Here is an 18,041-nt window from a genome sequence, read left to right as displayed (position 1 = left end):
GCATCGCCCTATTCTTGCCTTAAGTCTTGAGTAGTAAATAAATTATTACGTGCTGGAGGTTCTATGCGGCAATTCTTGGCTGTGATTTTCCTACTCTGTCTGAACCTTCCGGCTGCAGCCGAGGAAGGCACAGCCTCAGCGCTTAAATCCCTCGACTCCTTTGATGCTACTAAGGCTTGGCAGGGGGTTGGTCGAATAAATATCGGCCGATCAGGGTTTTGCACTGGCACACTGATTGCTCAGGATTTGGTTCTGACTGCCGCCCATTGCCTGTACGACACACATACTGGCCTGCGGGCGAAAGATCAGGAAATCGAATTTCTGGCAGGGTGGCGCGGTGGCCGCGCATCAGCGTATCGCAACGCGCGGCGCACAGTCACGCTGCCAAGCTATGTCTACAAAAGTCGCGAACATGTGGACAGGGTCGCCACCGATCTGGCGCTGATCCAGTTGGATCAACCGATCCGAAACCCCTCGATCAAGCCATTTCAGACTGGGCTCGAATATGCCCAGACTGGCCAGGAATTACAGGTTGTGTCTTATGCCAAAGACCGGGCCGAGGCCCCGTCTCTGCAAGAAACCTGCCATGTGTTGGCCCGCGATCCGGGGGTTTATGTAACCTCTTGCGATGTAGACTTCGGAGCCTCCGGCTCGCCGGTGTTCATCGTAGAGGATGGCGTCCCTCATATCGTATCGGTCGTTTCTGCCAAAGCGGAATGGCGATCAAAGAAAGTCGCCCTTACAGCAGGTCTTGATCCACACCTGAATGAATTGATTGAGCGGCTTAGAACCGAAGATGGCGTGTTCAATCGGGTCGAAAACGGCGGTGCACGGCGCATAACGCTGGGGACGCAGGAAAAATCCTCAACATCAGGGACAGGTGCTTTGTTTATCAAGCCCTGAATTAAGTCCGAATACCAACAAAAGCAGCCAGTCGCGACATCAGATCAGGCATCGCGTGTTGTGGCAACTTGAAAAGCACCCCACATCCATCTTTGGAACGGATAATTGAACAACTCATATCTACAAAGCCCGATGCATATTTCATAATCTCATTACGCAGTGCATTTGCCTGACCGGGGCTTCCCACATTGACTCGAAGTTCAGCATTACTTTTCTTGTACAAAGGCTGTGGTTTGAACTTTTGATATCGCATCGCGGGGTTTAAAAAGAGCGGCTGCAACTTGCCGGGCTTTAGCTTCGAAAATGGCCTATAATCTGACACGCCTATAGTATGAGCGCGGTGTGATACAGATTTCTCCTGATCCATTTTTTGTCCAATCCTGTTGTGTCTGTTTTTAATTTATGAATTCAGGATGACATTGGTTGCGCTCAGTTCAAATAATATTGATTGCGCAAAAAAGCTTCGGATACGTAGAGAAGTTGCGCAGAAAGTTGCTACTCAGTCTCTTGAAACATCAAAACCGGCTTCCCAAATCTTCAATGTCTGGATGCCAAATATGGGTTCAGACGTTTCAAACCAAGGCAGCCTGTCCATTGTGGAAGGATGCCGGAACCGCAACATTGCTTTTTCGAAAGGATGCAACATGCGTGCTTATGATTTTTCCCCACTTTACCGTGCCACTGTTGGCTTTGACCGCGTGGCGGACATCATGGATCGAGTTCTGTCGAGCGAGGTAAACGCCTCGACCTATCCGCCTTATAATATTGAGAAGCTGGGCGATGATGCCTACCGTATCTCTATTGCTGTCGCTGGCTTTAGCGAGGCTGACCTGTCACTTGAACAACGTGAAAACGCCCTGATCGTAGCAGCCAAAAAGGCTGATGAGGCAGAGGAGCGTACTTATCTGCATCGCGGAATAGCCACGCGTGCGTTCGAGAAACGTTTCCATCTGGCGGATCATGTTCGCGTAACCGGTGCGACCCATGCGGACGGAATGCTGCATGTGGACTTAATGCGCGAAGTCCCCGAAGCGCTGAAACCCCGCCAGATCGAGATCGCCGGTGCCAAGACGATTGAAGGCAAAAAGGCCAAAGCCAAGGCAATCGAAGCCTGATCTTATAGCGTTTCGCAAAATGCTTTAGAAGGCATGGCCCAAGGGGCCATGCCTTTCAGTCGATTAGGGGCAATACCACTAAAACCATTGCCCCGGCTCCATCAGACCCAATTCCATCAATTGTGTGGAATTCCATTGAAACGGCATAGAGTTTCGCCACCAAAAATGTGGGATATCGTGTTTTGAGCCGGGATTTGTCGCCAACGCTTTTGCGGTGCGGAAAGAGCAGATCGCAGCCGAGACGTTGTTGTGCCAAGGGCAGGAATAGGTGTTATATTCCTCGATATTAAACGTGTGATTGTCGCGTAGCTGCAAGCCTTTCACGGATTTGAACAGCCCAACCCTGTCGATCCGGCGGCGGTTCCAGGGGATATGTTCCTCAAACCGCCAGCGCAAACCACCGAACAAATCTTGCTGCCGGTCCCGCGGCTGCCATTCCTCGTCTGGGCGGCTCAGGGCGTAATATCCTGCGCTGTCCATATGGGCAGTCTCGCGTGATACGGCGTTTGGATGCGCTCCAAGATCGTTGCTGTAGAGATCAACCACAGAGGTGATCATCGCGTGGCGCCGTTCTTCACTGTGGAAGGCAATCAGCTCCCGCACGGTCCGGGTCTCGCAGAATGGGTAGTAAAGATATTCGGTGTTATAGCAGTAATGCAGCCACAGGCCGGGGCATGTCCTGATTATGGCATTCATCACCATAGCCAGGGCGTTGGCTTCGTTCATGTCGTGGGTGACAAGATGCAGGGTGTCATCCACATCTGCCAAAAGCTCATCTGTCCCTACAACTACGATTTCGACAAAGCCTACGGTCTGGCAATGGGCGATCGTAGACGCAACCTCTGCTGCATCTTCCAACAGCACAATCGCCACGGGGCCTTTTACAAGCGGTGCGGCGGCGGTAAATGCTTTAATCGACCTGTAGTGCATTGAGCTTTATGCCTTTGACGAACGTGTCGTAAATTCAGCCATAGCGACATGAATTGCAAGATCGGACCACCTGCGTTAAGTCCCGCAGATACGCAAGAAGGTATATCTCATGGCGGATCCAAAGAAACTGTTTATAAAAACCTATGGCTGTCAGATGAATGTCTATGACAGTGAACGCATGGCTGAAGTGCTGGGCGCTGAAGGGTATGAGCAGACACAGGCCATGGAAGAGGCCGACATGATCTTGCTCAACACATGCCATATCCGAGAGAAGGCGGCAGAGAAGGTCTATTCCGAACTTGGTCGTCTGCGGCCGTTGAAAGATGAGAAACCCGATCTGAAGATCGGAGTGGCAGGTTGTGTGGCACAAGCCGAAGGCGAAGAGATCATGCGCCGCCAGCCGCTGGTTGATCTGGTTGTTGGCCCGCAAGCCTATCACCGCTTGCCCAGCCTGCTGGCGAAGACCGGGACGGGACAGTCCGCGCTGGACACAGACTTCCCCGAGGAAGACAAGTTCGATCACATGCCGGCACGACCCAAGGCAACCGCAAGACCCACTGCCTTTCTGACCGTACAGGAAGGATGTGACAAGTTTTGCGCCTTTTGCGTGGTTCCTTATACGCGTGGTGCAGAAGTCAGCCGCCCTGCCTCGCGTGTTCTGCGCGAAGCGCAGAATTTGGTAGATCGCGGCGTGCGGGAAATCACGCTGTTGGGCCAAAACGTCAATGCCTATCATGGTCATGAGAAAGGCCTTGCCGGGTTGATCTGGGCCTTGGCAAAGATCGACGGGCTGGACCGTATCCGCTTCACCACCAGCCATCCCAACGATATGGACGACGCCTTGATTGACGCCTTTGGCACCTGTGACAAGCTGATGCCATACCTACACCTACCCGTTCAATCCGGATCAGATCGCATTCTGAAGGCAATGAACCGCAAACATACAGCAGACATTTACCTGCGTCTGATTGAGCGTATCCGCACAGCACGCCCGGACCTGTTGCTGTCAGGCGATTTCATTGTCGGCTTCCCCGGCGAGACAGATCAGGATTTCGAAGACACGATGTCTCTGGTGCGCGAGGTACATTACGGACAGGCCTATTCCTTCAAATATTCACCACGCCCCGGCACACCAGCAGCCGAGAAAGCAGCCGTCGACGATAGCGTTGCGCAAGATCGCTTGCACCAACTGCAGGCGCTTCTGTCAGAGCAGCAGTACCAGACACAGGCCAGCATGGTTGGCCGCACCGTCAAGGTTTTGTTCGAGAAAACCGGCAGGCAAGAAGGGCAGTTGATCGGAAAATCCGACTATCTGCACGCTGTTCATGTAAATGCGCCCACCACGGATATCGGCACCATACAGACGGTCCAAATCGTTGAAAATGCAACCAATTCCCTTGCGGGGCAACTGGCTTAAAGTCGTTTAATCTTGCGAAAACCTGTTTGCCTAAACGTCTATGTAAAATTCTCTTTTAATTACAATGTGGCTTGATACAGTCTTGTTCAGGTCACTGTCGCATAATTCCTTGGAAGATCGGCAAGATTGCATTAGAGCGACATAACAAAAAGGGGGGCTGTGATGATTACAAAACTACACAATATGCAAATAATGCTCAGGGGTTGTGGGGCAGCTATGGCGATATTTGCGCTATCAGCCGTTAGCGCCGCTGCGCAAGACACTTCGTCTGGAAATGACGCCTTGGTAGAGAAAGAACGCAAAGTCACTGGCGAAAGCTACGTCCCCACCATTTGGGTTGACCCGGACGGGTGCGAACATTGGGTGATGGATGATGGCTTCGAAGGTTTCATGAGCCCGCATTTGCAACGTGATGGTCGCCCTGTGTGCGGCCGGGCCAAAACCTGTGCAGTATTTTCATCCGATCAGCTTTTTGCGACGGATAAAGCAGCAATAAATGCTGAAAACCGTAAGCGCCTTGAGCAATATTTCAAGTCTCAGCGAGCTGCAACTTATGTCATTGAGGGCCATACGGACAGTCGGGCAAGTGACGCTTACAACAACGCTTTGGCGGAGCGCCGGGCACGTGCGGTTGCAGCGGTTGCGCGGGCGTCAGGGGCCAAAATATCCGCAGTGCGCGGTTTCGGTGAACGTGTGCCAAAAGCTTCGAATGACACACCGGAAGGGCGGGCTGCAAACCGCCGTGTCGAAATTCGCTGCGTCCAGTGATCAGGAGAGGTTTGATGAAACTATTCAAAATTATGACGATCACTGTGATGATGGGGGCTTTGGCTGCCTGCTCTGATCTAGGGGAAGCCAATAAGGGTGATAAAACCCGTGACTTCGGGCGCGGCAAGAAGAGCTTGGCTGATCTTCAGGCGGGCATCTGGGTCGATCCAAATGGATGTGATCACTGGATCATTGATGACGGTGTGGAAGGCTACCTTTCCCAGCGGCTTGATCCAAATGGCAAACCGGTCTGTTCTGGCGTTGCTCCGCCAAATACCGCAACCGGCGCATATAAAGCCGGCACAGATATCGACGACCCGATTTAAAATCAGGGCATGGTGAATAAAGAGGCTGCAGATATGATCTCTGCGGCCTTTTTTGTGTCAAACGCGTGAAGTTTTCCCGCTTGCGCTTGCAAGCCGACATCCGAATTGGCACCATATGTAAAATTTCATTACGGAGCCCCTATTGACCCTTAGCGACCTGACCCCGCCAGATGCGGACATCACCGGACACGAGCTTTTGCTGGAGTATCCCGATAACAGGTTGCTGATTGATCTCTGTGGGGAATTCGACCGAAACTTGGCTCAGATAGAACAGGCACTTGGCGTGCAGATCATCCGGCGCGGCAATCAGCTGGCCGTCATGGGGGAGGCACGTGAGGCCGGTGCGCAGGTTCTGAACGCGCTTTATGTGCGGCTTGAGGCCGGGAAAACGGTTGAACCTGCGGACATAGATGCAGAGCTGCGCATGGGGGGCTCCGACAAGGGCACAGGCACGCGTGATGGCGATCAGCTTGAGATGTTCAAGGGCGGTCAAATCGAAATCAAAACGCGTAAGAAAACGGTCGAACCGCGCACGCAAGCACAAAAAGCCTATGTAACTTCTGTTTTCAGTCATGAACTGGCCTTTGGCATCGGCCCTGCCGGGACCGGCAAAACCTATCTGGCCGTGGCTGCGGGCGTGTCGATGTTTCTGGCAGGTCGGGTCGATAAGATCATCCTAAGCCGCCCCGCCGTCGAAGCTGGGGAACGTCTGGGCTTTCTGCCAGGCGATATGAAGGACAAGGTCGATCCGTATATGCAGCCGCTTTATGATGCGTTGAACGACTTTCTACCGGGTAAACAGACGACCAAACTAATTGAGGACAAACGGATTGAAATTGCACCGCTGGCCTTCATGCGGGGTCGGACGTTGTCTAACGCCTTTGTTGTTCTGGACGAGGCGCAGAATGCAACGACCATGCAGATGAAGATGTTTCTGACCCGTCTTGGGGAAGGATCGCGGATGGTGATCACCGGGGACCGCACGCAAGTTGACCTGCCCCGGGGCGTGAAATCCGGTCTACGCGAGGCAGAAGAGCTTTTGAAGGGCGTCAAAGGCGTCTCGCTCAACTATTTCACATCCAACGATGTCGTCCGACACCCGCTGGTTGCCCGGATTATCGAAGCCTATGACAAGGTAGAGCCGAAGGAATAGAACATGCACCGAGCAAGTTTGACTTTGCTCGCCAGGCAGCTCTGAACCGATGGCGAATGTGTGACGAAATTGACACCCAATGAGATGAGTACCTGTCCCAATTTCGCCCGATTTCTCTGTTGAAAGATTGCGAACAATAGTCGGAGAGTGTTTCTTGTCTTTTGATTGGCCTGCATTACCAGACATTAAATATAGATTATGGCGCCTGCGGCGTCTCATTGCGGTTGGTGTGATGGTTCCGCTTGTTGCATTTGCCCTCACCAGCCTTATTGGCATCGGCATTTTAGCAGGCTCGCTAATTGCACTGATCTTTGTCATGGTGATCTTGTGCGCCCTTATAGCAGCCCACGCCACTCTTTTCCCGAACGCGAATGAAGAAACGCTCGCGGTGTCGGGCCTGCTGACCTTGTTCATCCTGATCGCGCCGATCATTTCGGGGTCATTGTTTGGCTGGTTTTTGTTTCTTGTTTTTTCCATATGGTTCTTGTGGTCAGGGCAAAACCGAATTTTGACATTGCTGTTGAAAACCAAACCGCACCACCCTGTGTTAAAATCCAAGGTGAAAGTTCGCGCGCCCGTCGACGTTGCAAGGAACTATTTCCCGCTACGCCCTGAGCACACATGCGGTCAGTACCGCTGTGGCCCTGTCGACTCCGAAGGCCATTTTCCCGTTTGGTTCGACACCCGGGACGTTGATGTTTTAGGGATACAAGACGCTTCCGATACTCACGGGTTGGATCTTTACGAATTTGCCGATCAGCAAAACGAAGAACTGACGGCTATGTTCGCCGAGGTTGATGAGCATCTTGAGGAGCCCCCAAGCTTTTACGCGACTATCGAAGTTGATGAACCGAACCACCAAAAGACGCAAGCATTCTATAAAGACAGTGCCAACGGGATTGACCTTCAATCGATCACAGAACACCACTTCAAAGCCTCAATGCGTGGGTGTGTCGTCACAGAAATTGACACGCCAAAAGGCTTCCCTTGGGGGCAAAGCTTTCTTATGTGGATGAACGACTTCCAAAAGGACGGGCTTATTTACCTACGTGACCTGGTCGAAGAAAAGGAAAGCAAGTCCCTGAGGGCAACCCATCGCTGGTCGCTTCAAATGCTTGCCGCGAGGCAGGTGATGACGCGCTTTGCAAGACGTGCAGCGGGCGGGCATGACAATGGCTCAAAAGACACCCCTGCCCACGGTGCCGAGCCCGAAATATCCGAAGATAAATTGAAGGCGCTCTTGACACGTCTGGGCCCGGATTATGAAACAGATGGGTATTCATCCGGCCCCATGCCTCTTGTCACGTTGGAAGAATTTTTCGACGGCAACAGGGATCATGGATCTTTTCAAGGTGGTTCCGTGGAAAAAGCCTGGCCCATATTGGACGCACTTCGCGCCCGGGCCGACATGGCGGACATCCGCATGGGTGTGACACAATGGGAGGGACCTTCGACGTGGCCGTTGGCTGAGTATGTGTATTTTGTCACATCCGCGCAAGTTGCTGACGTCAAGCAATGGCTCAACGAGGGCGGCATCATGGTTGATGAGCTGGCGGAAGGCGGCGAACATCGCGAACGCGAAGAACTGCATGTGCCAGAGGGATACAGAGTTATCTGGGCCTGGATCGATTAGCGCTTAGCCAAGCGGACAGGTCACGCCCGACGTCTAAAAGACGAACACCCCTCGTCACTTCACAAAACAAACTGGCGATCCCTGAAGGACTCGAACCCTCAACCTGCTGATTAGAAGTCAGCTGCTCTATCCAGTTGAGCTAAGGGACCGCTCCGCCCGTTTTGCGATGCCATTCGCTTAAAGGCAAGACCTGCGATCGGCCCCCTTCCCTTTTTTGCACCAGGCGCTTAAAATTGAACATGGTTCATAAAGAGGCGGACATGGCAGGTAAGGTTGAGCAGAAGCGCAAAGAGCTGACCCGAAGACTGATCGATATCGGTGAAGCGCGGATAGCGGCGGGCGGGATCGAGCAGATCAAGGCGCGTGATCTGGCAAAAGAAGCAGGATGTGCTACCGGCGCGATCTACAATGTGTTTGGTGATTTGAACGACCTTATCATGGCTGTGAATGGTCGGACTTTCATACGTCTGGGCGCGCATGTCACAGCAGCTGTGGACAAACAGAAAGGCGATGATCCTGTCGAAACTTTGATCATCATGTCCCATGCCTACCTAAATTTTGCACAACAAAACACGCCAGCCTGGCGCACCCTGTTTGATCTGGAGATGTCGACAGATCAGAATGTCCCTCAATGGTATTTGGCCGAACTTGAGAAACTATTATCAATCATCGCCACGCCTCTGACCCGAATCTTCCCTGAAATGACTCGTGAAGACATCATGCTCATGACCCGCGGGCTGTTTTCTTCCGTGCATGGAATCGTCCTTTTGGGTTTGGAAAAGCGCATTTCAGCTGTTCCGACAACCAAATTAGAAAAAATGATTACCTTAATTCTCAGGAACTTAGCCAAATAGCTGCAATCTTTCCTGAACAGTGTTCATTTTATTATTGAACATCGTTCAGGAATCTCTATATTGAATTTATGAACAGCGTTCAAAAACACTTCATGTAGGAGAGATAGATGTTTGGAACTTTGAGAACCCTTGTGGTCGGTGCAAATGCCCGTGCCGAGGAACGGGTTCGCGACACTTACGCCATTGAGCTGATTGAGCAGAAAATCCGCGAAGCTCAGGTCTCGCTAGGCGCGGCCAAGGCAACGCTGGCAAGCCTGATCCAACGCCATCGCGCGGAAGATCGCCAACTCAAATCGGTCGAAACCCGGATCGCAGATCTGACAAAACGGGCAGAGGCAGCGCTTAAAGACAAAAATGAAGAGCTTGCCATGCAGGCTGCTGATGCAATCGCTCAGCTTGAAAATGAACTGGAGATGCGGCGCAAGACTGTGGACCGACTTGATACGCGCATTCTGCAATTGCGCCAGTCAGTTGAAACGGGTCATCGACGGATTGTGGATCTGAAACAGGGCGCGATTACCGCTAAGGCCGTTCGGCATGAACAATCGATCCAATCCAGGCTGAACACGACACTGACTGCCCAAAGCAGCGTTGCTGAAGCAGAAGAGCTTATTGCACAGGTGCTTGGCAAGGATGACCCCTTCGAGCAGGCGGAAATATTGTCTGACATCGAACATGACCTCAGCCACGACACATTGACGGACCGTATGGCCGCACAAGGCTATGGCTCGGCCACAAAAATTACTGGCACAGACGTTCTGCAACGTCTCAAAGCCAAGAAATAACCCTATCCAGACAACGCGAAGGAAATATAAAATGGAACAGACATTCAAAAGCGATAACGCCCTGATTATGCTGGTCAATCTGGCTGGAGTAATCATCGCCTACGGCATGCTTGGCCTAAGCCTTTACATGTCGCCTGACGTCCCTCTTTCAACCAAGGGCTATTGGGGCATTGGCATCATGATGTTGACTCTGAGCCTCGTGAATTTTGTGAAATATCGCTTCGATGAACACATCAGCGAGGACCGTATCCAGAGATTGGAGCAGGCACGTAATGAGAAACTGCTTGAAGAGTTTGTGACCGACAAGGCCGCATAAGTCCTGCTTCCAAGGGCCGCATCCCGTTTGCCGCGGGGTGCGGTTTTTCCTTCACAAATCCAGATACTTCGGCGCACTATACCCGTTAATCCAATCCAAAGGTTTCCCATGCGTGCCTATCTTGCTACCCTTGTTGGGCGAATGATTGCCCTGTTTGCGCATTTTGTAACTGCGCCGCGCGCCATCTGGCGCGGAATCGAGCCCAGCCCACACCAACGCATCTATTTCGCCAATCACACCAGCAATGGCGACCTGCCTCTGATCTGGACTGTGCTACCCCTGCCCTACGACGCGAAACACGCCCTGTCGCTGCGGCAGATTATTGGCTCAAAAACAAACTGCGGGCTTTCATCGGCCGCGAGGTCTTTCGCGCTGTGTTGATCGACCGGCGCGCAGATCAGCGCACAGAAGACCCGATGGAGCTGATCATAGAGGCGATGAATGAAGGATCATCAGTCATTATTTTTCCTGAAGGCCAGCGCAACCATTCGGATGAGCAGCTGTTGCCCTTCAAGGCCGGGATTTACAACATGGCCACGGCGCGACCCGATATTGATCTGGTACCGGTCTGGATTTCCAACCTCAACAAGGTCATGCCAAAGGGCGAAGTTATCCCGTTGCCACTGATTTGTACGGTCACATTCGGCGACCCCATCCATGTGCAGGAAGGTGAAACCAAGGATGGTTTCATTGCCCGCGCGCAAACGGCCCTGCTGGAGCTGGCCGACGCTACGGAGGCCCCGGTATGAGCAGCGCATTACAAGACTTCTTCCTGCTTCTGGGCGGCATTCTGGCTTTCCTGACTGTAGCCACACTGATCGGGGCTGCCTTGCGCACCCGGGTTGCCCCCGATGGGTCTAACCCCGCGATCGAGAACCTGAACGCCCGTATCAACGCATGGTGGGCAATGGTGGTTCTGATGGCCCTGGCCTTCATCATCGGGCGCACCGGTGTGATCCTGCTCTTTCTGGCCTGTTCGTTCGCGGCCCTGCGGGAATTCCTGACGCTGACCACCAAATCCCGCGCCGATCACTGGGCACTTCTGGTGGCGTTCGCTATTGTGCTTCCCCTTCAATACTACCTGATCTGGATAGACTGGTACGGCATGTATTCGATCATGATCCCGGTCTACGCGTTTCTGATCATGCCAATCATCGCGGCCCTGCGCGGCGAGTCGAAAGATTTCCTGATCCGTGTCGCAGAGACCCAATGGGCACTGATGATCTGCGTCTTCTGCGCCTCGCACGTTCCGGCACTGCTGACGCTGGACATCCCCGACTATGCAGGCCGCAACGTCTTGCTTATCGCCTTTCTGATCGTCGTCGTACAGCTTAGCGACGTGTTGCAATATGTCTGGGGCAAACTTCTGGGCAAACATCAGGTCGCGCCAAACCTGTCACCCTCCAAAACATGGGAAGGCCTGATTGGCGGCGTTCTCAGCGCCACGTTGATCGGCACGCTATTGTACTGGATCACACCATTTTCCCCTTTGGAGGCCGCAGGTATGTCTTTTGTCATAACCTTGATGGGCTTTTTCGGCGGGCTGGTGATGTCAGCAATCAAGCGGGATCGGGGGATCAAGGATTGGGGTCATCTGATCGCAGGTCACGGCGGTTTCATTGACAGACTGGATTCGGTCGTCTTCTCCGCACCGATCTTCTTTCATATCGTCCGCTACTACTGGACCGTTTGATGGGCCCGCTACGCGCCATTGCCGCCAGCGGATATGCCCATGTTGGCGTGGCTTTCGTGCTGATGGGCAGTTGGGCCGTCTTTGCCAATAGCGCGCATCCGTTGCCTGACGCGATTACGGCGGGGTTGGTGCAAGGCACGCTGTCGGGCTGTATCACTTTGGTGCTGAAGTCAGTGATTGAAGCAATTTCGCAAAGGTTTACAGGTACGAAAGCCCTGTGGTTGCCGCCGGTGACAGCGGGCGCAATCTCGGCCACATTGCTAACGCTGATCCACTCGCTGGCGGGCACGCCAGAGCTGTTGACGACGATAGCTCTGCCGTGGACTGTCGCCACAAGCTATTCCGCCCTTTATTCCTACACTATCTGGAAGGCAAAGACATGACAGATGCCCCGAACCGACGGCCTATCAAAACCCGCAGTGCAGGTTGGGCGCAAAAGTTGGCAAAACGCCTGTCTGCATCGAACATCACACCCAATGAGATATCGCAAGGTGCCATAGCCTTCGCCGCGATTGCTGGTCTGGCATTCTGGAGCGCCGGTTTTGTTGACGGGATCTTCCGTATCCCGCTCCTGATTATTGCAGCTTTGGGATGCCAACTGCGGCTGATCTGCAACTTACTTGATGGGATGGTCGCAGTGGAAGGCGGCAAATCAGCCCCTGACGGACCCTTCTGGAATGAAGCACCGGACCGCATCGCCGACATCCTGATCTTCGCAGGTTTGGGCTATGGTATCGGCCTGCCAGCTTTGGGCTGGGCTACTGCTGCCTTGGCTGTACTGACCGCCTATATTCGGGAGCTGGGGCGTGCCGAAGGGGCTGGCAACAACTTCGCAGGCCCTATGGCCAAACCTCACCGCATGGCAACCGTCACCGTTGCAGCTATTTTGGCAGTGTTCGAGCCGTTTATAACGGACACATCCGTGGTGCTTACAATTGCATTGTGGGTTGTCATGCTCGGCACAGCAGCAACAGCGCTAAGACGCGCAAATGATATGATCACTTATCTGAACGCTCAGTGAGTCCAAACACCCCGGCGGTTCGTTGCAAAATTTTCGCCATACCCGCCGGGACGGATCACCGGTTTGCGCTTCTTAGGCTCGGTCACGACGACGTCGATACCTTTGTCCTTTGCATAGTCCAGCGCTGCCTCTTTCGTCTCAAAAGTCAGCTTAACCTGCGCTTGCGTATCGTTTGACGATGTCCATCCCATCAACGGATCAACCTCGCGCGCCTGTTCAGCTACAAATTCCAGAACCCAGGATTTTGTCTTCGCTGTTCCCGACTGCATCGCGGTTTTAGCTGGCTGATAGATGCGTGCGCGCATGGATAGTTCTCCTCAAAATCATCTTTCTTATCCGCATCCTGACACCCTTTGGCAAGAGCCCATTCGTCACGGCTTGAACAAGAACAAAAAAGGATCATCTTAGGGTTAAGTTAAGGAATCGCCCCATGCACAACAATTCCCCCGAAGCTATGCCCGCTGTTGCCCCACCTGTGCCGCATGAAAAGCTCGAAGGCGGCATTCGCTTCCGAATGGACACAGAGTTCGAGCCCGCAGGCGACCAACCGACGGCCATTAAGGAATTGACTGCTGGTATCCTGTCCGGCGAACGTGATCAGGTTCTGCTTGGTGCAACCGGCACTGGTAAAACTTTCACCATGGCCAAACTGATCGAAGAAACCCAACGCCCCGCCATTATTCTGGCCCCGAACAAAACCCTCGCCGCACAGCTTTACGGCGAGTTCAAAGGTTTCTTCCCGGACAATGCTGTCGAGTATTTCGTCAGCTATTACGACTACTATCAGCCCGAAGCCTATGTCGCGCGCTCGGACACATTCATCGAGAAAGAAAGCCAGATTAACGAGCAGATCGACCGAATGCGCCACTCTGCCACGCGGGCACTACTGGAACGTGATGATGTGATCATCGTGGCCTCGGTGTCGTGCATTTATGGCATCGGGTCCGTAGAAACCTACAGTGCCATGACCGTTGATCTGCATGCAGGTAAGGAATACGACCAGCGCAAGGTTATGGCCGACCTTGTTGCCCAGCAATATCGCCGTAACGATCAGGCGTTTCAGCGTGGATCTTTTCGGGTGCGTGGCGACAGCCTAGAGATATGGCCAGCTCACTTGGATGACCGCGCATGGCGATTATCCTTCTTCGGCGAAGAACTTGAGACGATTGTGGAATTCGACCCGCTCACCGGCCAGAAAACCGATGATTTTGAGCGCGTCCGCGTTTATGCCAACAGCCACTACGTCACGCCACGCCCAACCATGCAGCAGGCGATCAAAGGCATCAAATCCGAGCTTACCATTCGCCTTAAACAGCTGGTGGACGAAGGCAAATTACTGGAAGCCCAGCGCCTTGAGCAGCGCACTAATTTCGACCTCGAAATGCTGGAAGCCACCGGCGTCTGCAACGGGATCGAGAACTATTCGCGCTACCTGACAGGTCGCGCGCCGGGCGAACCGCCCCCCACCTTATTCGAGTTCATCCCGGACAATGCCATCGTTTTTGCCGATGAAAGCCATGTGAGCGTGCCGCAAATAGGCGGCATGTATCGCGGTGACTACCGACGCAAATTCACCTTGGCCGAACACGGCTTCCGCCTGCCAAGCTGCATGGACAACCGCCCGCTGAAGTTCGAGGAATGGGACGCCATGCGTCCGCAATCCGTCTTCGTCTCTGCCACCCCCGCCGCATGGGAGATCGAGCAGACAGGCGGTGTTTTTGTTGAACAGGTCATTCGCCCGACGGGGCTTTTGGACCCGGTGATCGAAATCCGCCCGGTTGAGACGCAAGTCGATGACGTGATGGACGAAATCCGCCGCGTATCTAAAGCCGGATACCGCACATTGGTAACAACCTTGACCAAACGCATGGCCGAGGATTTGACCGAATACCTTCATGAGAACGGCATCAAGGTCCGCTATATGCATTCCGATATCGACACGATTGAACGGATCGAAATCCTGCGCGACCTGCGGCTTGGTGCCTTTGACGTGCTTGTTGGAATTAACCTTCTGCGCGAAGGTCTCGACATCCCCGAATGCGGCCTCGTGGCCATTCTGGATGCCGATAAAGAGGGCTTCCTGCGATCTGAAACTTCACTGATCCAGACCATTGGCCGCGCTGCGCGAAACGCGGATGGCAGGGTAATCATGTACGCTGACCGCATTACCGGCAGCATGGAGCGCGCGATGCACGAGACAGAACGTCGCCGTGAAAAGCAAATCGCTTATAACAAGACCCATGGCATTACGCCGGAGACTGTCAAGAAAAACGTCGAAGACGTGCTGGCTGGTCTGTATAAAGGTGACGTCGATATGAACCGCGTGACCGCCACAGTCGAAAAACCGCTTCATGGTGCCAACCTCGAAGCCGTGCTGGACGGCCTGCGAACCGATATGCGCAAAGCGGCCGAGAACCTAGAATTCGAAGAAGCAGCCCGCCTGCGCGACGAGGTGAAACGGCTGGAAACCGTTGATTTGGTCGTGTCAGACGACCCTCTTGCACGGCAATATGCGGTAGAGAAAGCGGTCGGGGAGACAGCTAAAATGGCGGGCCGGTCAACGGCTGGCAGGCCGGGACAGCGAGGTGGCGTAAAACGGCGGGGGAGGAAGTAATATTACATCAAATTTACATTAAATGGCTTTCTCAAATGGAAATTCATATCATAGAAGGTTAAGATACTCGTAGGAGGGTTTTGTGCCACTTGATATAAAAATACTTGGCGAAGGAGTTTATTCCCCACGCGAGGCGGCCCGTTTGATTGGGAGTACGCCACAAGAGATATTGCGCTGGACGCGCGGTAGTGGATCAAACGAACCACTTTGGTACGCGTACTACAAAGCAATCGACGACGCCACTGAACTCAGCTTTTCAGACCTAATTGAATTGCGAGTAGTCAAAGCATTTCGCTGTGCTGGACTATCGCTGCAAAGCATTCGCTTTGCCATCCATTTCGCACAGAATAAGTTTAACGTAGAGCGCCCACTATCAACACTGGGCTTTAAAACTGACGGTGAAGAAATACTTACCGATGCCTTAGAAAAGGATGGAGAGTACATAAGCCTGTCAAAAAAAAGACCCGGTCAAAAAGTTTTTGCTGAAATTGTAAACCAGTCACTTGTTGATCTGGAATATGAGAATGATCACGTCGCGCGTTGGAGGCCAAAATTTGCATCGGGTGTGGTCATTGATCCACGCCGATACTTTGGCGATCCGCTTCTGGACAAGTTTGGCATCTCCACTCGAACTCTATTCGATGAGTTCAACGAATTTAGAGATATCTCTTACTTATCAAAAGTATACGAAATTCCAAAACTCGATATTAAAAATGCAATTAACTTCGAGACTACCTTAGATAAGCAGTTAGAAAACGTTGATGGTAAAGGTCCTATTTGACCACAATATGTCACCCGCTCTGGCACGCGGATTGCACGAAATAATCTCGTTGGACGAGCATGAAGCGTGCGCTCTTAGAGATAAGTTTGCGCCTGATATTTCCGATGTTGATTATTTTAGTGCACTTGGCCGTGAAAAAGGATGGATTGTAATTTCCAAAGACCTGAAAAACTCTCGAAATAAGGTTGAGCGCGAAGCAATACTTCGGAATAAGTTAATTGCATTTTATTTATCACCTGCTCTGCAGAAAAAGCATATTAGCGCACAAGCCGCGTCGATACTTTGGCATTGGAATAGCATTCTCGATAAAGTAAATTCGAATGAAAAAGGATTATTTCAATTACCAGAGAATAAAGGTAATTTTCGTCAATTGTGAATGATTACACTAACCTCTTGGCTAAATAGTTTCACGTATTGTTTGATGTAAGGAATCTTATAATTCTTTGCTATAGTGTTTTATTTTAAATCATCTCCTTAACCAAACCTTTAACAGAATCACGCAACCCTCCCTGCCAACAAATTCAGGGAGGTTTCGATGACCCAATCCGACCCGCTTGCCTTGCGCCACGGTGCGTTGGTCAGCCACGTCTGGACCCTGATCGCCGAAGCGCGCCAGGTTGCGAAGGCGGGACCAAGCGTCGATCAGGCCGCAATACAACTGCGGCGCCTTCGACACCAGCGGACACGTGTAATGGCCGCCTACCGCGACGAAATGGCCCGTCAGGATTTCCCGACACCAACGATAGATGGCTGGTTCAAACCCATTGAAGACACGCTGACAAAGGCAGAAACCTATTTCAGCACGATTGTCGCAACAGATAATCTGGCATTTCGTCCGAATGGTTCTGAAGTCAGAGTAACCGCCTAGAAATCAAAGATTTCCCCTAACAATCCACCAACAAGACCTTCTTTCTTACGGCCCTTGCCACGACGCCGATCACGCGTATCTTCTTCATAGTACCCGTCGTCATAATCATCATATCCACCTTGCGGCAAAGGTGGCGGGGCGGCGGCAGCGCTGCGTTCGATGATTTTATCCAGCTCACCCCGATCAAGCCAGACCCCGCGACATTGTGGGCAATAGTCAATCTCCACCCCGCTGCGGTCTGTCATCACCAAATTCGCCCCATCTACCGGACATTTCATTGCCATAGCTCCCTAAATAAACCTGCCTTATATATGGGATCGCCCACGCCGATCTCAATCGGGTGGGCGGCAAATTGCTTAGGTTTCCGACAAGTTTAGCGCACGACATGCACCGCACATTGAGCGTAGCGGACAACGCGTGCCGCCGTCCCCCCCAGAAAATAATCCTGCACACCCGGTTTATGGGACGCGACTATGATGCAATCCGCCTTGTGGGAGGTGGCATAATCCAGAATAGTCCGCGCCGAGTGACCACGCGCCACATCCACAGCACCGCCCGGCACGCCTGCGACCATCTCACCCAAGCGTTGCTTGATTTCCTTCAGCGTTTTTTCCATATGGTCCGAGGGAAGGTATTGCGTGGCATAACTTGGTACTTCTTCAATCACATGAAGAAGGGTGATCTTGCCATCTGTATCCATAAGCGCCTTGGCCGCAGCCAGCGACCGATCCGGGCTATGATCAGGATCAAACAGAACGGGAACAATGATATTTTTGTACATGGTATGTCTCCTTCAAACCCAAGGCTATCAGGCACCACACCCGGCGGCTTTGATCCAAATCAGAAAATGCCCCATAGCCATCA

Annotated in this window: 24 protein-coding genes and 1 tRNA gene; 19 read left to right on the top strand and 6 right to left on the bottom strand. The window is 52.6% G+C overall.

The window, feature by feature from the left end:
* Positions 1-63 precede the first annotated feature (63 nt).
* Positions 64-903: a trypsin-like serine peptidase gene (locus ACZ1HF_RS18370; RefSeq protein ID WP_472658869.1), complete on the top strand. Its 840-nt coding sequence runs from the start codon at positions 64-66 to the stop codon at positions 901-903.
* A gap of 1 nt (position 904) precedes the next feature.
* On the opposite strand, the gene ACZ1HF_RS18365 is transcribed toward ACZ1HF_RS18370, so the two are convergent.
* Entirely contained in the window at positions 905-1,270 is a 366-nt protein-coding gene (locus ACZ1HF_RS18365; RefSeq protein ID WP_472658868.1) for a hypothetical protein, read from the bottom strand.
* Positions 1,271-1,547: 277 nt separating this feature from the next.
* Between ACZ1HF_RS18365 and ACZ1HF_RS18360 the strand changes: the two genes are divergently transcribed.
* The gene (locus ACZ1HF_RS18360; RefSeq protein ID WP_472658867.1) at positions 1,548-2,018 is read left to right on the top strand and encodes an Hsp20 family protein; all 471 of its coding nucleotides are present in this window, start codon (positions 1,548-1,550) and stop codon (positions 2,016-2,018) included.
* 78 nt (positions 2,019-2,096) lie between these two features.
* Here ACZ1HF_RS18360 and ACZ1HF_RS18355 read toward each other — a convergent pair whose 3' ends face one another.
* Complete coding sequence (locus ACZ1HF_RS18355) at positions 2,097-2,948, bottom strand: hypothetical protein (protein ID WP_472658866.1); 852 nt, start codon at positions 2,946-2,948, stop codon at positions 2,097-2,099.
* A 109-nt stretch (positions 2,949-3,057) separates the two neighbouring features.
* Between ACZ1HF_RS18355 and miaB the strand changes: the two genes are divergently transcribed.
* From miaB to ACZ1HF_RS18330, 5 genes are all read left to right on the top strand, one after another.
* A complete protein-coding gene (gene miaB / locus ACZ1HF_RS18350; protein ID WP_472658865.1) occupies positions 3,058-4,365 on the top strand; it encodes a tRNA (N6-isopentenyl adenosine(37)-C2)-methylthiotransferase MiaB in 1,308 nt (435 codons plus the stop codon).
* Between the two features lie 216 nt (positions 4,366-4,581).
* Entirely contained in the window at positions 4,582-5,133 is a 552-nt protein-coding gene (locus ACZ1HF_RS18345; protein ID WP_472658864.1) for an OmpA family protein, read from the top strand.
* Positions 5,134-5,147: 14 nt separating this feature from the next.
* Positions 5,148-5,459, top strand: coding sequence for a hypothetical protein (locus ACZ1HF_RS18340; RefSeq protein ID WP_472658863.1), 312 nt, complete (start codon positions 5,148-5,150; stop codon positions 5,457-5,459).
* Between the two features lie 142 nt (positions 5,460-5,601).
* Positions 5,602-6,612 (top strand): PhoH family protein, encoded by a 1,011-nt coding sequence (locus tag ACZ1HF_RS18335; protein WP_472658862.1) that lies wholly within the window; start codon positions 5,602-5,604, stop codon positions 6,610-6,612.
* A gap of 154 nt (positions 6,613-6,766) precedes the next feature.
* Entirely contained in the window at positions 6,767-8,245 is a 1,479-nt protein-coding gene (locus tag ACZ1HF_RS18330; protein ID WP_472658861.1) for a hypothetical protein, read from the top strand.
* A 72-nt stretch (positions 8,246-8,317) separates the two neighbouring features.
* Here the strand turns inward: ACZ1HF_RS18330 and ACZ1HF_RS18325 are convergent.
* Positions 8,318-8,394, bottom strand: a tRNA-Arg gene (locus ACZ1HF_RS18325).
* 111 nt (positions 8,395-8,505) lie between these two features.
* On the opposite strand from ACZ1HF_RS18325, the gene ACZ1HF_RS18320 reads away from it, so the two are divergent.
* The 8 genes from ACZ1HF_RS18320 (at position 8,506) to ACZ1HF_RS18285 (ending at position 12,914) form a co-directional block, all read left to right on the top strand.
* Entirely contained in the window at positions 8,506-9,099 is a 594-nt protein-coding gene (locus tag ACZ1HF_RS18320; protein WP_472658860.1) for a TetR/AcrR family transcriptional regulator, read from the top strand.
* 107 nt (positions 9,100-9,206) lie between these two features.
* On the top strand, positions 9,207-9,884 hold the full coding sequence (locus ACZ1HF_RS18315; protein ID WP_472658859.1) for a PspA/IM30 family protein: 678 nt from the start codon (positions 9,207-9,209) through the stop codon (positions 9,882-9,884).
* Positions 9,885-9,915: 31 nt separating this feature from the next.
* Positions 9,916-10,200: a hypothetical protein gene (locus ACZ1HF_RS18310; protein WP_472658858.1), complete on the top strand. Its 285-nt coding sequence runs from the start codon at positions 9,916-9,918 to the stop codon at positions 10,198-10,200.
* A 108-nt stretch (positions 10,201-10,308) separates the two neighbouring features.
* The gene (locus ACZ1HF_RS18305; RefSeq protein WP_472658857.1) at positions 10,309-10,581 is read left to right on the top strand and encodes a hypothetical protein; all 273 of its coding nucleotides are present in this window, start codon (positions 10,309-10,311) and stop codon (positions 10,579-10,581) included.
* Positions 10,464-10,949 carry a lysophospholipid acyltransferase family protein gene (locus ACZ1HF_RS18300; RefSeq protein ID WP_472659085.1) on the top strand — a complete coding sequence of 162 codons (486 nt, stop codon included), beginning with the start codon at positions 10,464-10,466 and terminating at the stop codon, positions 10,947-10,949. The genes ACZ1HF_RS18305 and ACZ1HF_RS18300 overlap by 118 nt, the downstream gene beginning before the upstream one ends.
* Positions 10,946-11,893, top strand: a complete 948-nt coding sequence (locus ACZ1HF_RS18295; RefSeq protein ID WP_472658856.1) for a phosphatidate cytidylyltransferase — start codon at positions 10,946-10,948, stop codon at positions 11,891-11,893. The genes ACZ1HF_RS18300 and ACZ1HF_RS18295 overlap by 4 nt, the downstream gene beginning before the upstream one ends.
* Positions 11,893-12,276 (top strand): hypothetical protein, encoded by a 384-nt coding sequence (locus ACZ1HF_RS18290; RefSeq protein ID WP_472658855.1) that lies wholly within the window; start codon positions 11,893-11,895, stop codon positions 12,274-12,276. Before ACZ1HF_RS18295 ends, ACZ1HF_RS18290 begins: the two co-directional genes overlap by 1 nt.
* Complete coding sequence (locus ACZ1HF_RS18285; RefSeq protein ID WP_472658854.1) at positions 12,273-12,914, top strand: CDP-alcohol phosphatidyltransferase family protein; 642 nt, start codon at positions 12,273-12,275, stop codon at positions 12,912-12,914. Before ACZ1HF_RS18290 ends, ACZ1HF_RS18285 begins: the two co-directional genes overlap by 4 nt.
* Here ACZ1HF_RS18285 and ACZ1HF_RS18280 read toward each other — a convergent pair.
* The gene (locus ACZ1HF_RS18280; RefSeq protein ID WP_472658853.1) at positions 12,908-13,219 is read right to left on the bottom strand and encodes an ETC complex I subunit; all 312 of its coding nucleotides are present in this window, start codon (positions 13,217-13,219) and stop codon (positions 12,908-12,910) included. The genes ACZ1HF_RS18285 and ACZ1HF_RS18280 overlap by 7 nt on opposite strands.
* Positions 13,220-13,344: 125 nt before the next feature.
* On the opposite strand from ACZ1HF_RS18280, the gene uvrB reads away from it, so the two are divergent.
* The 4 genes from uvrB (at position 13,345) to ACZ1HF_RS18260 (ending at position 17,177) form a co-directional block, all read left to right on the top strand.
* Positions 13,345-15,528, top strand: coding sequence for an excinuclease ABC subunit UvrB (uvrB, locus tag ACZ1HF_RS18275; protein WP_472658852.1), 2,184 nt, complete (start codon positions 13,345-13,347; stop codon positions 15,526-15,528).
* A gap of 82 nt (positions 15,529-15,610) precedes the next feature.
* Positions 15,611-16,309: a hypothetical protein gene (locus ACZ1HF_RS18270; RefSeq protein ID WP_472658851.1), complete on the top strand. Its 699-nt coding sequence runs from the start codon at positions 15,611-15,613 to the stop codon at positions 16,307-16,309.
* Positions 16,310-16,316: 7 nt separating this feature from the next.
* Entirely contained in the window at positions 16,317-16,685 is a 369-nt protein-coding gene (locus ACZ1HF_RS18265; protein ID WP_472658850.1) for a PIN-like domain-containing protein, read from the top strand.
* A 159-nt stretch (positions 16,686-16,844) separates the two neighbouring features.
* Entirely contained in the window at positions 16,845-17,177 is a 333-nt protein-coding gene (locus ACZ1HF_RS18260; protein ID WP_472658849.1) for a hypothetical protein, read from the top strand.
* On the opposite strand, the gene ACZ1HF_RS18255 is transcribed toward ACZ1HF_RS18260, so the two are convergent.
* Together ACZ1HF_RS18255 and ACZ1HF_RS18250 are read right to left on the bottom strand one after the other, a co-directional pair.
* Entirely contained in the window at positions 17,174-17,455 is a 282-nt protein-coding gene (locus ACZ1HF_RS18255; RefSeq protein ID WP_472658848.1) for a TFIIB-type zinc ribbon-containing protein, read from the bottom strand. The genes ACZ1HF_RS18260 and ACZ1HF_RS18255 overlap by 4 nt on opposite strands.
* 95 nt (positions 17,456-17,550) lie before the next feature.
* Entirely contained in the window at positions 17,551-17,958 is a 408-nt protein-coding gene (locus tag ACZ1HF_RS18250) for a universal stress protein (protein WP_472658847.1), read from the bottom strand.
* Positions 17,959-18,041 lie beyond the last annotated feature (83 nt).

Source organism: Litoreibacter sp. GN1-5 (assembly GCF_055693805.1).
This window is presented reverse-complemented; position numbering and strand designations above follow the sequence as displayed.

Excerpts from the sequence above, each read along its gene's own strand:
- ACZ1HF_RS18370 (WP_472658869.1), top strand. The coding sequence starts at position 64 with ATGCGGCAATTCTTGGCTGTGATTTTCCTACTCTGTCTGAACCTTCCG.
- ACZ1HF_RS18365 (WP_472658868.1), bottom strand. The coding sequence starts at position 1,270 with ATGGATCAGGAGAAATCTGTATCACACCGCGCTCATACTATAGGCGTG.
- ACZ1HF_RS18360 (WP_472658867.1), top strand. The coding sequence starts at position 1,548 with ATGCGTGCTTATGATTTTTCCCCACTTTACCGTGCCACTGTTGGCTTT.
- ACZ1HF_RS18355 (WP_472658866.1), bottom strand. The coding sequence starts at position 2,948 with ATGCACTACAGGTCGATTAAAGCATTTACCGCCGCCGCACCGCTTGTA.
- miaB (WP_472658865.1), top strand. The coding sequence starts at position 3,058 with ATGGCGGATCCAAAGAAACTGTTTATAAAAACCTATGGCTGTCAGATG.
- ACZ1HF_RS18345 (WP_472658864.1), top strand. The coding sequence starts at position 4,582 with ATGGCGATATTTGCGCTATCAGCCGTTAGCGCCGCTGCGCAAGACACT.
- ACZ1HF_RS18340 (WP_472658863.1), top strand. The coding sequence starts at position 5,148 with ATGAAACTATTCAAAATTATGACGATCACTGTGATGATGGGGGCTTTG.
- ACZ1HF_RS18320 (WP_472658860.1), top strand. The coding sequence starts at position 8,506 with ATGGCAGGTAAGGTTGAGCAGAAGCGCAAAGAGCTGACCCGAAGACTG.
- ACZ1HF_RS18315 (WP_472658859.1), top strand. The coding sequence starts at position 9,207 with ATGTTTGGAACTTTGAGAACCCTTGTGGTCGGTGCAAATGCCCGTGCC.
- ACZ1HF_RS18310 (WP_472658858.1), top strand. The coding sequence starts at position 9,916 with ATGGAACAGACATTCAAAAGCGATAACGCCCTGATTATGCTGGTCAAT.
- ACZ1HF_RS18305 (WP_472658857.1), top strand. The coding sequence starts at position 10,309 with ATGCGTGCCTATCTTGCTACCCTTGTTGGGCGAATGATTGCCCTGTTT.
- ACZ1HF_RS18295 (WP_472658856.1), top strand. The coding sequence starts at position 10,946 with ATGAGCAGCGCATTACAAGACTTCTTCCTGCTTCTGGGCGGCATTCTG.
- ACZ1HF_RS18290 (WP_472658855.1), top strand. The coding sequence starts at position 11,893 with ATGGGCCCGCTACGCGCCATTGCCGCCAGCGGATATGCCCATGTTGGC.
- ACZ1HF_RS18285 (WP_472658854.1), top strand. The coding sequence starts at position 12,273 with ATGACAGATGCCCCGAACCGACGGCCTATCAAAACCCGCAGTGCAGGT.
- ACZ1HF_RS18280 (WP_472658853.1), bottom strand. The coding sequence starts at position 13,219 with ATGCGCGCACGCATCTATCAGCCAGCTAAAACCGCGATGCAGTCGGGA.
- uvrB (WP_472658852.1), top strand. The coding sequence starts at position 13,345 with ATGCACAACAATTCCCCCGAAGCTATGCCCGCTGTTGCCCCACCTGTG.
- ACZ1HF_RS18265 (WP_472658850.1), top strand. The coding sequence starts at position 16,317 with ATGTCACCCGCTCTGGCACGCGGATTGCACGAAATAATCTCGTTGGAC.
- ACZ1HF_RS18260 (WP_472658849.1), top strand. The coding sequence starts at position 16,845 with ATGACCCAATCCGACCCGCTTGCCTTGCGCCACGGTGCGTTGGTCAGC.
- ACZ1HF_RS18255 (WP_472658848.1), bottom strand. The coding sequence starts at position 17,455 with ATGAAATGTCCGGTAGATGGGGCGAATTTGGTGATGACAGACCGCAGC.
- ACZ1HF_RS18250 (WP_472658847.1), bottom strand. The coding sequence starts at position 17,958 with ATGTACAAAAATATCATTGTTCCCGTTCTGTTTGATCCTGATCATAGC.